Raw genomic sequence first — 13,735 nt, forward strand, 5'->3', positions numbered from 1 at the left:
CTGATTTTATTTTGAAAGTTCGGGAATGAAGTAGATGCTTTCTTCGTCTTCAGGGTCGAGAGAAACACTTTGTGTTGAAGTTTTTTCCTGTCCCCACGCAAATGCTAAAGGAAGAATGAACAAAGCGGCAAAGGTAGATGCAACCAGCCCGCCGATTACGGCTCTTCCTAAAGGGGATACCTGATCTCCGGCTTCTCCCAGCCCCAGAGCCATGGGGATCATGCCCACCACCATTGCCAAAGCGGTCATCACAATAGGTCTTAATCTTAATGCGGCAGCTTCTCTTGCCGATAGTAAGGCATTGCCATTATGCTTTCGCAGCTGTTCAGCATTGGTGATCAATAAGACAGCATTGGAAATAGAAACGCCTACTGACATAATGATCCCCATATAAGATTGGAGGTTAAGCGTTGAACCACTTATCATTAATAAAGCAAGGGATCCCAGTAATACCGCCGGTGCAGTTACCAGAACTACGCCTGACACTTTAAAGGACTGGAAGTTGGCGGCGAGCATCAGGAAAATGACCACGATCGCAATGATCAGGCTGCTTTGCAGGCTGTCTAAAGTATCGTTCAGGATCTGGCTCAGGCCGATTAATTCTACATTTAGCCCCCGGGGTAATTCTCCCATATTGTCTATTACTTTCTGAACTTCTCTGGATGCAGTACCCAGGTCTGTATGATTGATATTGGCTGTTACCGTCAGCATGGGCATAGCTCCCAGGTTATCCGTTTCTCCATAAGTAAACCCATCTTTAATGGTGGCCACATCTCCTAAGTTAGGCCTGTTGGAATTCTTCTGTAACGGGATCCCCGCAATTTCTGCCTTGCTGTTCATTTTATTTTCAGGGATCTGCACCTGCACATTATAGCTGTATCCCGCTTTCTCATCCGTCCAGATATTTTTTTCAGTGTATCTGGATGAGGAGGTAGAGGCTACCAATGATCGGGAAATATCTGATATGTCGACTCCTAGCTGAGCAGCACGGATCCGGTCTATGTCAATATTAATAGCAGGGTATTTGATGGACTGTCCTATCTGAACATCCCGCAGGTAAGGTATCTTTTTAAGTTCTGCTTCTATTTTCCTTGCATATTCTTCATTCAGGGATTTGTCTCTTCCGGAAAGCCTGACCTCAATAGGAGTTGGCGATCCCTGGCTTAGAATTTTTTCTGTCAGCTCAATAGGCTCAAATGAAAGTCTCATTTCAGGGTTGATACTTTTAGCCTTTTCCCTTATCTTATCTTTCAGGTCGTCCATATTGGTATGATAATCTTCTTTTAAAGCTACCTGTAATACGGTTTCATGTGATCCGGCCATCCAGAGATAAATAGGGCTTACTGAAAAAAGATTCGGATGAGTCCCCACATAAGCTGAGGTAATGGAAACATTTTCTTTGCCAACAATACTTTTGATGCCATCGAGCAATTTCAGGGTCTGAAGCTCTGTCTGCTCAATTCTCGTGCCATCGGGAATCCGCATCCGGACCTGGAACTGAGTTCCGTTTACCTGAGGCAGCACATCCCGTCCGATGCTGTGTAAAAGTAAGGCTGCCAGGCCTACTGTGAGCAGCATATAGGCGGAAACCATTGTTTTCCGGTAAGGCATGATCCTGTCAAGGAATTTTAGATACCTGAACCTTATTTTTTCAAATACAGTGATTTTTCCATCTCTGTTGCTGTCTTCATTTTTAAGTAATATCTCTTTCTGGCTCCAGGTATCGTTTTCATCACCAAGACCTGCGGATTGTAATTCTTCTGCATCTGTCATGATATGGCCATCCTTTGCTTTATGGTGCTTTACTTTCATGATCCAGTTGGCCATCACCGGAACAAATGTCTGGGCAAGAAAGTAGGATACGATCATGCTGAATCCTATTGCCAACGCAAGCGGCAGGAATAAAGATCCGGGGATTCCTCCCATGGTAAATGCCGGAGCAAATACGGCGAGGATACAGAATAGGATCAATAATTTGGGAAAGGCGATCTCCTTACATGCATCCCAGATGGCCAGCGCTTTGGGTTTGCCCATATCCAGGTGCTGGTGGATATTCTCTATGGTTACCGTACTTTCATCCACAAGGATGCCAATAGCCAGGGCAAGACCGCTTAACGTCATGATATTAATGGTCTGGCCAAAGAGATTAAGGAACAATACGGCTGAAATAATGGAGGTAGGAATGGTGAGTATCACAATTAAGGCACCTCTTAGATCTCCCAGGAACAGTATTACCATCAGTCCTGTAAGTACAGCCCCTATAGTCCCCTCACTCAATAAACTTTTTACGGAATTGATCACATAAGTAGACTGGTCAAATTCAAAGCTTACTTTAACATCTTCCGGTAAATTGGACTGGATCTTTGGAAGCTGTTTCTTTAAATTCTGAACTACATCCCAGGTAGAGGCATCAGCGCTTTTAGCGATGCTAAGATAAACTGAGCGGCGGCCGTTAACCAACGCATATCCGGAGGTCATGTCGGCACCATCGCTTACCGTTGCTACATCTCTTAAATAAAGATTCTGAACACCTCCCTTATATAGAGGAATATTCTCAAAATCTTTAATATTCCTGATCATGGTATTGGTGGGTGTAATGTAGTATTTATCCCCGATACGGATATTTCCCGACGGTGCGGTCTGGTTATTCAGACGCAGGGCTTCCACCAGCTGGTCAGGGGTCATTATTATGTTGACGCAGCAGCTCAGGATTGGCATTGATGACCACTGTACGAACGTTTCCTCCGAAAGGCGGGGATGAAACGATCCCCGGAATGGAAGTAAAAGTGGAACGGACGTATACATTGGCCAGATCCAGCAATTCATTGTTAGTTCTTTTATCACTGCTTAAAACAAGCTGGCCTACAGGAAGGGTGGAGGCATCGAAACGTATGATGAACGGCGGATTGGAGCCTGGCGGGAAGGCCGCCTGTATCCGGGTGGAAAATGAGTTCAGCTCGGCAGCCGCTTGGGCCATATTGGTCCCCGGATAGAAATTAATCTTCATCAAAGTCAATCCCTGGATATTTTTGGTTTCAATACTTTTGATACCGTTGACGAACAGAAAGATATTGATGTACTGTTTAGCGAAGAACGCTTCCATCTGCTGTGGGGTATATCCGCTGTAAGGATGGGAAACATAGATCACGGGCAAATCCAGTTTGGGGAAGATATCGACTTTGATAGAGCTTACGGACCGGATCCCGAAGAAAAACAGCCCTGCGACAATTACCAAAATCGTAATAGGTTTTCTTAATGCAAATCTTATTAAGTTCATTATCTGTTGTTGATATAATTTTTTATATTAATCCTTACAATTCATTTTCAAAAATTGTAAAATCACCTGATGCCGCAGCTTTTAATAATAAAGCGTTCCATACATTGCTGATGGCGATATCACGGTCTGTTTCAGCCCTTATCAAGGCATAGATAGCCTGCGACAGATCAACCAGATCCGTTAATCCGTTCTTATAAAGGGCAGACCGTTGAATATAGGCATCATTTGCAGATTTCAACTGTGCCGGAACCTGCTCATAAACGGTAAGCGCATTCTTCCACTTGCTTTCGGACAGCTCCATTTGAGCTTTAAGCTGCTGTTCAGCCAAATCGTACTCATGTTTTAATCCCTGGCTTATATAATCCTGGGCACTGATCTCTTTAGACAGCCTGAATGTTTGTGTAAAATTCCATGATACACCAAGACCTATCAGATAATTGCTTCTGGTGGGGTTTATACCGTCCCAATACGAAGTTGAATAATCATTTTGGTTCTGGGCATAAGCGTTTCCGAAACCCGAAGCTCTTGTCTGTATAATTCCTACGAGGGAAAAAGACGGGTAATATTGTGTTCTCAGAAACTGCTTTTCCTGTTCGCTTACATCTATACGGCTTCTGTAAAGGGTGAGGAGCGGATGTTTTTCCAGAGATGCTTGTGCACTTTCGGAAAGATCTCCGGGGATTCTTTTTAGTATTGTGCTGTCGAGCACGAAGCTTTGGGGAGAGATACCCATGAGCTGAGCCAGCTTATTTTCCTGCTCCTGCTCATTATCCTTAGCTTTGGTGAAAGTGATCATGGCATTGGCATAATCTGCATTGGCAAGGGAAAGGTCAACTCCCGGTACAAGGCCATTTTTTTCTTTCACCTCAACAATTTTCCTTATGGTGTCGGTTCGCCCTAAATTTCTTTCGTATGAAAGTCTTAGCTTTTTTGCGGCCAGCACATTGAGATAGGCGGCAGCCACTTTTACTTTATGCTGAAAGATCTCATCAGACAGATCGTTGGAATCCCTTTGTGTTTTAGACATGGCAACCTTAATTCTTTGTCTGGCCTTACCAAATGAGAAAAACTCCCAGTTGACATTGGCCAGATATAAGGCTCCGAAGCTGGCATTCCAGTTTTGTTCGGGAAGGGGCAGGCCGGAAGAGGCTACTCCATATCCTCCGAAGCCGTATAAAGGACCGTTTTGTCCGTTCACAGTTCCAAAATCCTGCTGGAGGCTTATGTTAAGATTGGGTAAATATTGCCGTTTGGCCAGTTCTACGGCCTCTTGGGATGATAACCGGTAAGATTCTTTGGCTTTAATGCTTCCATAATTATGGACAGCGGTTTCCAGGGCAGACTGCAAAGTTATCACCTCCTGTGCATTGACTTTGGTGATGAGAAAGACTGAAGATATCGTCAGAATAAAAGCTCTAAGAAGCATCTGGTGTATTTTTTTCTTTTGTCAAAGTAAAAAATACATTTTGAAGCAAATTTGAAGTTTTAAGCGAAAATTATTCGGCAAAATTTATAACCTGCTGCACGGTTTTATACCTTGATTCGGAAATCCTAAGCTCTTGCTCTTCAAAAAAAGGGTTTTGATGTTCTGTTTTATCAAAATACAATGTAACGCAATGCCAGCCGTCGGAAAAATCATAATGAACGGAAAAGCCATTGACTTCACAGATCTGTTTGACGATAGAGAGCCCAAGCCCGATACTTTCATTGGACTGGTTGCTTTTTTTAAATCTTTTAAAAAGCTCCTCGGTGGGAACATCCGGAGGCAGTCCGGTATTGCTGATCTGATAATATTTATGGGTGAGGCTGATTTCTATTTTACCTTCGTTGAGATTATGCCGAATTGCGTTGGAAAGAAGGTTGCTTAAAAGGATCTCTGCTAAAGTAGGATGTATCTTTACAAATACATTTTTTTCACATTGCCTGTGCAGGGTGATATTCTTTAGGGCCATATGATCCGAATAGGTGCGCAAAGCTTCTTTTTCAACCCGGCAGAATTTTAAGGCTTCATGGGTGGTAAACTCATGATTATTGAGTTTTGTTAACAGGATCAGAGACCTGTTGATCCTGCTCAGCTTATCGACGGAGTTCTGTATATCCGTAAGTAAAGCGGCCTGATTACTGTCTATTTCTGTTTCGGCAAGCAATTCAATTTTACTTTGTATAATTGCCAAGGGGGTTTGTACCTCGTGGGAGGCATTTTCACTGAACTCCTTTACGGAAGCATAATCCTCCAGTGCTTTATCCGTCATTTTTTTAAGGAACTCGTTCAGTTTTTTAAATTCCCTGGTGCTGGTTGGTACCAGCTGTAAACGTTCTTTCTTCTGGATGCTGAATTTCTGAAGGCTGTCAATGGCATGATGGAAAGGCTTTAAAATATATTTAGATAAAACTCTTGCCGTAAGCAGGACAATGATGGTGATAAGCACCATTTTCCAGAATAAGGCATTCAGCATACCGCCCACAATCTCTTCTGTGGCTGTGACGTAGTTGTATGAGGAAATTCTGTAGATGTTATTATTGGCTACAATATAGGAATTGACCTGTATCTTACATTCATCGCGGGAAGCGATCTTATTTTTCAGACAGGTATGGATAACCTCCGGATTGGCAGGGACAGGCTTCTTGTCTTTGATCAGGGTTACGGAAATAGGTAGCCCCTGTGAGGTTTTTTCCGGAAGCTCTCCCTTTTTCAATTGTGCGGCAACATATTGATTCACGGATTTCAGACGTTCTATTTCCACATTATCCAGTCTCTTTTTTATGCTGTTGTAGGAAATATACATGCTGACAGGAGTTACCAGTACCACAACGGCAATGAACCAAAAAGATATTTTATTCAGTAAATTCATAAGCTGCTGTATTTCATTGAATTGAATTTGTATCCCAGCCCGTAGATCGTTTCAATATAGTCATTGCCTTTGGCTGCCCCTATTTTTTTTCTGAGATTTTTTACATGCTGATATACAAAATCAAAATTAGCCAAATTATCCGTGTAATCGCCCCAAAGGTGATTGGCGATGGATTGTTTGGAAAGAACCCTGTTTTTATTAACCAGAAAATACAGTAACAGCTCAAATTCTTTTTGAGTGACCTCCAGTCTTTTATGATGAACAAAGACCTCATAAGTATCTGTGTTCAGGAGGATCTCGTTGAATTTTACATCATTATAGCCGTCCATTTTTTTCCTCCGGTAAACAGCTCTGAGCCTGGCATGAAGCTCCGGCAGGTGAAACGGCTTGGTAATATAATCATCAGCACCCTTTTCAAGTCCTCTGATCTTATCATCCAGGGCATCTTTAGCTGAAATGATCAATACCCCGCTATTGATCTTTTCCGTCTTGATGTGATTTAATAAGCTTAAGCCATTACCATCCGGAAGCATGATATCCAGCAGCATACAATCATAGGTATTGAAGCTCAGCCGGTCCAGGGCTTCAGCATAGTTGTAGGCGCATTCACAGATATAATGTTCTTCTTCAAGATAGCAGATCATGCTTTGAGCAAGCTCCTTATTATCTTCAATGATCAGAATTTTCATAATGAAACAAAGTTAAACCTAAATTCTATATGAATTTTGAAGTTACATGTTTTCCTTTATGAAAGGTTAAAATGCAATCAAATAAAAAAGCCCTCCGGAAGTCCGGAGAGCTTAACTAATATGGAACTTTACAGATGCTATTTTGTAAATAACATTTCTCTATATTTCGTCATTGGCCAAAGCTCATCATCAACCATCATTTCAAGGGCATCAGAAGCTTCTCTGATGACATCGAACAAAGGTTTCACCTTATTGCAGTAATCCTCCGCCTGCTTTTGGCTGTCAGAAACAGTTTTTGCTTCCTCACGGGCTCTGATAAGATCTTCAACGCCTAACTTAATTTTAGAAACATTTTCAGAAATGCTTGCGATCAGGCTCGTCTGTTCTTTTGCCAAAGATTTGAACTCTTTCTCTCCGAAAATCTCTTTAAGGCCTTTAACATTTTCGATCAGCCTGTTCTGATAGTTTAAAGCTGAAGGGATAATGTGGTTTCTGGCGATATCACTCAGCACTCGTGCTTCGATATCAATGACCGTGGAATATTTTTCCAGCTTGATCTCATTTCTGGCTTCAACTTCCCTGTGGGTGAATACTCCCACCTCTTCATAAAGATCCAGGAATTTTTTATCCATTTCCCTTTTAAGAGCTTCAGGAGTTGTTTTTAAGTTGCTCAATCCTCTTTTTTCAGCTTCCTTAGCCCAATCTTCAGAATACCCGTCTCCTTCAAACATAATGTTTTTACATTGCTTGATGTACTCTCTCAATACATTGAAAATCGCTTCATCCTTTTTAAGGCCGCTTTCAATAAGAGCATCCACTTCCTTCTTGAAGTCGTTCAGCTGCTTTGCTGCAATAGTGTTCATTACGGTCATTGCTTCAGCACAGTTTGCCGAAGAACCTACCGCTCTGATCTCAAATTTATTTCCTGTAAAAGCAAATGGGGAAGTCCTGTTTCTGTCGGTATTATCTAAAAGGATTTCAGGGATCTTTCCGACTACGTTCAGCTTTAATTCGGTTTTTTCTTCAGGAGAAAGCTTTCCGTTGGTTACCTTTTCAAGCTCTTCCAGTACGCTGAACAGCTGGCTTCCGATGAATACGGAAATAATTGCCGGTGGCGCTTCATTGGCTCCCAATCTGTGATCATTGCTTGCAGAGGCGATACTTGCTCTCAGAAGGTCAGCATATTCATGAACGGCTTTTATCGTGTTAACAAAGAATGTTAAGAACTGTAAATTTTTCTTAGGGTTTTTTCCCGGGCTTAGAAGATTTTCACCGGTATCAGTGGCCAGAGACCAGTTATTGTGCTTTCCACTTCCGTTTACCCCTGCAAATGGCTTCTCATGGAATAAAATGTGGAAGTGATGCTTATGGGCTACCCTTGCCATGATATCCATCAAAAGAGAGTTGTGATCTACGGCAACGTTTACTTCTTCAAACATAGGCGCCAGCTCAAACTGGTTCGGGGCTACCTCATTATGTCTTGTTGTTACGGGAATGCCCAGTTTCATGCACTCGATTTCCAGCTCCTTCATGAAGTTCATCACCCTTGTAGGAATGGAACCAAAATAATGGTCATCAAGCTGCTGCCCTTTTGCCGGAGAATGCCCAAGCAAGGTTTTACCTGTTAAAACAAGGTCAGGACGGGACTGGTATAAAGCGGAATCCACTAAAAAGTATTCCTGCTCCCAGCCTAAAGTAGGAGTTACCTTGGTTACATTTTTATCAAAGTACTGCATTACATTGGTTGCAGCCTCATCCACAGCGTTCAGGGCTCTTAAAAGAGGAGCCTTATAATCTAAAGTTTCTCCTGTATAGGAAATAAAGATGGAAGGGATGCAAAGGGTAGTTCCCATGATGAATGCCGGAGAAGTAGGATCCCAGGCCGTATATCCCCTTGCTTCGAAAGTATTCCGGATACCGCCGTTAGGGAAAGAAGATGCATCCGGTTCCTGCTGGATAAGCATACTCCCGCTGAATCTTTCAATAGCTCTTCCGCCTTCAATCGGAGTGAAGAAAGAATCATGTTTTTCTGCCGTACTCCCTGTCAAAGGTTGAAACCAGTGTGTATAGTGAGTTACTCCTTTGCTCATTGCCCAGTCTTTCATTGCTACTGCTACCTGGTCTGCAATATGTCTCTGGATTTTGGTACCTTTTTTAATAGCATCCATTATGGAATTGAATGCTTCTTTTGTTAAATATTCTCTCATGGTCTCTTCAGAGAAAACATTCTGACAGAATAGCTCGGATAGTTTTGCAGGCACTTCAATGGAGTTGTCTCTTCTGAAGTCCTTAAACGGTAAGGTTTCTAACGCTTTGAATCTTAAGGTTGACATAATAAGGTTAATTTTAATGGGGCAAATTTACAAAAAAAATGAAATAAAATGATTTTGACCCTAAAATTTTTAGGGGTGTTTCTGAATTTAAGCTGCTTTTATCGGATAAAAGGATGAAAACGGCCATGTTAATATAAAAACGGCGGTTTTTTGATGTAGATCTGTTATTGCTGGCAATAAGCACATATTTCATATGGCTTCCAACCCATATGATACACCTCTCTGATAATATTATGGTGCTGCCCTAAGAGAAAACTATTTCAAAAACTTAAATACCTTGTTAAAAGATACTTAAAATAAATTGGAGGGAGATTTTGTATATTTGTGTGAAATTTATTTTATGACAAATTCTAGAGCAAGAGAAACAACGGAAGCAATTGAAAGATTGTATATTTCTATGAGACACCTCTTTTACAGAGGTTTTTTTAAACCTGCCGGTGTTTCAGGAGAGACAATCAGAAGCTTGTTAAAAACCATTAATCCAGAAATTTACGGGAGTATGAATATTCCCAGTAAGCTGGAGCTGGATGGTTTGATGTATGTACTGGACAGGCTTCCGGAAGGGATCGAGGAATGTTCTTTTATTCATCTGACGTCAGATGAAGGGTTTGATAAAGGAAGTTTCGAGCCGATAGTACCTAAAAAAAGAAGAAGGAACTGTTACAGGATCGACGAGCACCAGATGAATATTGAAGTTCTTTTGGGCCGTTCAGAGATTTATGATATCCTTACCCACCTAACCTTCTTATTCATAGAAGCAGATAAGATCCGGAACCTGGCCTTCATTCAGGAAGAAAACTGGAAACCTACCAGAGCATTTAAGATTATTGAGGAAGTAGTAAAAGGAGAGAAAAAGTTCAGCAGAAAAGAAAAAGAAGTAGCATTAATTCATCTTTCCTCTTTAATAGGACGTACGTTTGATGAAACCCTGAGGGCTTATAATACATTCGGAGATGATAATAATCCTGACCGCTTGTTTAAAATCATTTACAATTTAGGAAGGGTAAGCATGGAAGATGCGAAGCAGACAAGAGAAAGAGAAATTTATTTCAGTGCCATATTGAGGGAAAGAGTGGGACATCACTATTTCGGGGAAAAATGGGCCAATAAGGTAAAAGAGGTTTTGTTTGAGAATGACCTTCATATGCGTCCGCTGCATATTATTTCTGCCAATATGCATTCGGTGAAAAATATGCTTTATGCCAATGATGCCCTTAAGAAGAAGCCGCATCAGGAAGTCGATTACAAATTGTTTGAAGATATTTCAAATAAAAAAGAGCTTCGTGACAAGGTATCGAAGTTCGCCCTGGAAGAAGGAATGATCTATATAGATGATAAGAGCGGAAGCAATATTGATGTACAGATCATTGACTTAAGTAAAACAGGCCTGCAAAACACGCCGTTCCGGGATATTAAGTTTTCGGGAGATGATGTCATAATGGTTTTTGATTATGCTTTCGGGGAACAGGCTTTTGAAGTAATGGATGAATTGCTGAGACCTTTTGAACACAAGGGAGAGGTTTATATGATGAAAGTGAAATCTGTTTCCATAATGGGTAAAGCAGGCATCCTTGCCGGAGGAAAAGGAGACATTATGATCCCTACAGCCCATATTTTTGAGGGAACAGCAGATAATTATCCTTTTGAGAATGCTTTATCGCTTCAAGACTTTAAAGATGATGAATTGAAAGCTTTTGAAGGGCCGATGATCACCGTATTGGGGACCTCACTTCAAAACAGGGATATCCTTTCTTATTTTATGAATACTTCGTGGAAGGCTATCGGTCTTGAAATGGAAGGAGCGCATTATCAAAAAGCAATCCAGGTAGCCTCAAAGATCAGGCATCACATTTCTCCGGATCTGTTTGTTTGTTATGCATATTATGCTTCAGATAACCCTTTGGAAACAGGGAGTACCCTTTCTTCCGGAGGCTTGGGCCTTACAGGGGTAAAGCCTACTTATCTGATCACATTAAGGATCCTGGAAAAGATTCTGCAAAGTGGAAAAAAGGAAATTTCTACTAAAAAATAATCCGTACTAAAAAACAGATACTTATGAGTTCAGCGTCACAACTGGCAAAAAGGTTCAGGGAAGTCCTGCTTGATGGCTTCTGGATTGCCAATACCAACTATAAAGATAAGCTTTCCGATGTGACCTGGGAGCAGGCAACGGCAAAAATCGGCTCTTTAAATACCATTGCTATGCTCACGTTCCATATACACTATTATATCGGGGGGCTTTTAAACGTCTTTGAAGGAGGAGAGCTTGAAATAAAAGATAAATACAGCTTTGACCTTCCCCCTATTGAATCCCAGGAACAATGGGAAGAGCTGTTAAATAAATTATGGGATGATTCTGAGCGGTTCGCAACACTATTGGAACAGATGCCCGAAACGCGGCTCGATGAAGTGTTTGTTGATGAGAAATACGGAACCTACAGAAGAAATATAGACGGAATGATAGAGCATAGTTATTATCATTTAGGTCAGATTACCCTGATAAAAAAGCTGCTGACAGCAGATTAAAGGATTCAACTATTATATGAACCGCCTCAATTGTATGATCAGTTGAGGCTTTTTTATGGGGATTTATCAGGAAATGTGCGGGCTGTAAGAAGAAGGGCGGTCTTCGGGTTCGAGTTTTTTTGTTTAAATTTATACCGTTAGAAAAATAATTTTTGAATGAAGAGATCAGTTGCAATCCTGTTTGCGTTTATTATTTCACAATTTCAGGCCCAGCAGGGAGCTTATTATCAGCAAGAAGCGAAATACAAGATGGACATTGATGTAAACGCTGAAAAGTTTACCTATCAGGGAAAACAAACGTTAGAATACAAAAATAATTCTCCGGACGAATTGAATGTAGTATATTTTCATTTGTACTGGAATGCTTTTAAGCCTAATTCCATGATGGATCAGAGAGTGACGGCCCAGGGTAAGAACGGGGATTCAAGATTGCAGAAAGATGGCATTTCCAGGCTGGCTTCCATTCCGAAAGACCAGGAAGGAGCGCAAAATATTCACTGGATCCGGCAAAACGGTAAAGATCTGAAATTTGAAATCCAGGAAACAATCATGAAGGTATATCTTGCAGACCCGGTTAAGCCGAACTCTTCAACAACCTTCACAATGGAATGGGATGCCGTGATCCCTCAGCAGATCAGAAGAAGCGGAAGAAACAACAGAGAAGGAGTAGATATGACGATGACCCAGTGGTACCCTAAAATTGCGGAATATGATTACGACGGCTGGGCAACCTTTGATTATATTGGGAGAGAATTTCATGCCCCCTTTTCAGATTTTGATGTTACAATTAAAATCAATAAAGATTACGTGATCGGTGCAGGCGGTATTCTTGAGAACCCGACTGAAGTAAAAGGATATGATACCCGTGCCAAAATAATAACGGGAAAAGATAAAAAAGCAACCTGGAAGTGGACGGCTAGAAATATCCTGGATTTTGCATGGAGCGCGGACCGGGAATATATTGTGAACAGCTTCGATGTTCCGCAAGGTCCCAAAGTCTATCTGGTGTATCAGAATAATGAGAAAACCAAAGTATGGGGTGAAGCCCAGCCTTACATCACCAAATATTTCCAGATCATGAATGCCCATTTCGGGAATTATGTTTATCCTACCTATGCCTTTATTCAGGGGGGTGATGGAGGAATGGAATATGGGATGTGTACCATGATTTTAGGAGAAGCCAAGGATATTGAAAGTTTGATGGGACTGATGGCTCACGAAGGATCACATTCATGGTATCAGCAGATGCTGGCTACCAATGAGTCCGTACGTCCATGGATGGATGAAGGGTTTACAAGCTATGCTGAAAGCTATGTGATGTATCAGCTGTTCCCTCCGAAGGACGAACTTCCTAATCCGTTTGTCAATGTTTTAGATGGCTACAGAAACTTTATCACAAAAAAAATTGAAGAACCCGCAGTATGGCTGGGTGACCATCATGATAACGGCAGCTCATATACCTATGCCTCTTATGTAAAAGGAGAACTGTATCTAGTGGAACTGGGCTATATTATGGGGGAACAGAGCCTGGCAGCCACTTTGAAACAATATTATGATCAATGGAAAATGAAGCACCCTTCAGACAGGGATTTCCTTCATATTGCCCAGCAGGTGTCGGGTATGGACCTGAAGTGGTTTCATCATTATTGGATCAATACTACAAAAACCATTGATTACGGGATTAAAGATGTAAAATATGATGCGAGCTCTACGACCATCACTCTGGTTAATAACGGCCAGATCCCAATGCCTGTTGACTTCAGCGTTATGACGTCAGATAAGAAAATTGTAACTTATCAGATCCCGGTGAACCTCACCCATACCTGGAAGGAAAAAGACATATATGGTGATTTTAAAACCATGCCTTACTGGCCGTGGACCCAAAAAGAATATACGCTCACAATCCCTTATACCAAATCTCAGCTTACGGTTCTTGGTATAGACTTTAGCCAGAGAATGGCTGATGTGAATATGAAAGATAATTTTATTGAAGTAAAATAAGTTAGAAAGAGGCTGTCTCAAAAGGACAGTCTTTTTTCTGCTCATGTTTTTTTTAAT

Annotated in this window: 7 protein-coding genes and 1 pseudogene; 3 read left to right on the top strand and 5 right to left on the bottom strand. The window is 41.4% G+C overall.

The window, feature by feature from the left end; translation table 11 throughout:
* Nucleotides 1–6 precede the first annotated feature (6 nt).
* The 5 genes and pseudogenes from ABMQ40_RS14610 to ABMQ40_RS14630 all read right to left on the bottom strand — a co-directional run bounded on the left by ABMQ40_RS14610 (nucleotide 7) and on the right by ABMQ40_RS14630 (nucleotide 9,151).
* Nucleotides 7–3,277 (bottom strand): annotated as a pseudogene (locus tag ABMQ40_RS14610) (efflux RND transporter permease subunit).
* Between the two features lie 34 nt (nucleotides 3,278–3,311).
* Nucleotides 3,312–4,703, bottom strand: a complete 1,392-nt coding sequence (locus ABMQ40_RS14615) for a TolC family protein (RefSeq protein ID WP_370900907.1) — start codon at nucleotides 4,701–4,703, stop codon at nucleotides 3,312–3,314.
* A gap of 70 nt (nucleotides 4,704–4,773) precedes the next feature.
* Nucleotides 4,774–6,129, bottom strand: coding sequence for a sensor histidine kinase (locus ABMQ40_RS14620; protein WP_370900909.1), 1,356 nt, complete (start codon nucleotides 6,127–6,129; stop codon nucleotides 4,774–4,776).
* Nucleotides 6,126–6,818, bottom strand: a complete 693-nt coding sequence (locus ABMQ40_RS14625; protein WP_370900911.1) for a response regulator transcription factor — start codon at nucleotides 6,816–6,818, stop codon at nucleotides 6,126–6,128. Before ABMQ40_RS14625 ends, ABMQ40_RS14620 begins: the two co-directional genes overlap by 4 nt.
* A 137-nt stretch (nucleotides 6,819–6,955) precedes the next feature.
* A complete protein-coding gene (locus ABMQ40_RS14630) occupies nucleotides 6,956–9,151 on the bottom strand; it encodes a glutamine synthetase III family protein (protein ID WP_370900913.1) in 2,196 nt (731 codons plus the stop codon).
* A gap of 340 nt (nucleotides 9,152–9,491) precedes the next feature.
* On the opposite strand from ABMQ40_RS14630, the gene ABMQ40_RS14635 reads away from it, so the two are divergent.
* The 3 genes from ABMQ40_RS14635 to ABMQ40_RS14645 all read left to right on the top strand — a co-directional run bounded on the left by ABMQ40_RS14635 (nucleotide 9,492) and on the right by ABMQ40_RS14645 (nucleotide 13,678).
* On the top strand, nucleotides 9,492–11,183 hold the full coding sequence (locus ABMQ40_RS14635; RefSeq protein ID WP_370900915.1) for a DUF6909 family protein: 1,692 nt from the start codon (nucleotides 9,492–9,494) through the stop codon (nucleotides 11,181–11,183).
* Between the two features lie 23 nt (nucleotides 11,184–11,206).
* Entirely contained in the window at nucleotides 11,207–11,677 is a 471-nt protein-coding gene (locus ABMQ40_RS14640) for a DinB family protein (RefSeq protein WP_370900917.1), read from the top strand.
* A gap of 156 nt (nucleotides 11,678–11,833) precedes the next feature.
* Nucleotides 11,834–13,678 carry a M1 family metallopeptidase gene (locus ABMQ40_RS14645; RefSeq protein ID WP_370900919.1) on the top strand — a complete coding sequence of 615 codons (1,845 nt, stop codon included), beginning with the start codon at nucleotides 11,834–11,836 and terminating at the stop codon, nucleotides 13,676–13,678.
* Nucleotides 13,679–13,735 lie beyond the last annotated feature (57 nt).

It is taken from the genome of Chryseobacterium gossypii, assembly GCF_041361455.1.
Taxonomy (GTDB): Bacteria; Bacteroidota; Bacteroidia; order Flavobacteriales; family Weeksellaceae; genus Chryseobacterium; species Chryseobacterium gossypii.

Excerpts from the sequence above, each read along its gene's own strand:
- ABMQ40_RS14615 (WP_370900907.1), bottom strand. The coding sequence starts at position 4,703 with ATGCTTCTTAGAGCTTTTATTCTGACGATATCTTCAGTCTTTCTCATC.
- ABMQ40_RS14635 (WP_370900915.1), top strand. The coding sequence starts at position 9,492 with ATGACAAATTCTAGAGCAAGAGAAACAACGGAAGCAATTGAAAGATTG.
- ABMQ40_RS14630 (WP_370900913.1), bottom strand. The coding sequence starts at position 9,151 with ATGTCAACCTTAAGATTCAAAGCGTTAGAAACCTTACCGTTTAAGGAC.
- ABMQ40_RS14645 (WP_370900919.1), top strand. The coding sequence starts at position 11,834 with ATGAAGAGATCAGTTGCAATCCTGTTTGCGTTTATTATTTCACAATTT.
- ABMQ40_RS14640 (WP_370900917.1), top strand. The coding sequence starts at position 11,207 with ATGAGTTCAGCGTCACAACTGGCAAAAAGGTTCAGGGAAGTCCTGCTT.
- ABMQ40_RS14625 (WP_370900911.1), bottom strand. The coding sequence starts at position 6,818 with ATGAAAATTCTGATCATTGAAGATAATAAGGAGCTTGCTCAAAGCATG.
- ABMQ40_RS14620 (WP_370900909.1), bottom strand. The coding sequence starts at position 6,129 with ATGAATTTACTGAATAAAATATCTTTTTGGTTCATTGCCGTTGTGGTA.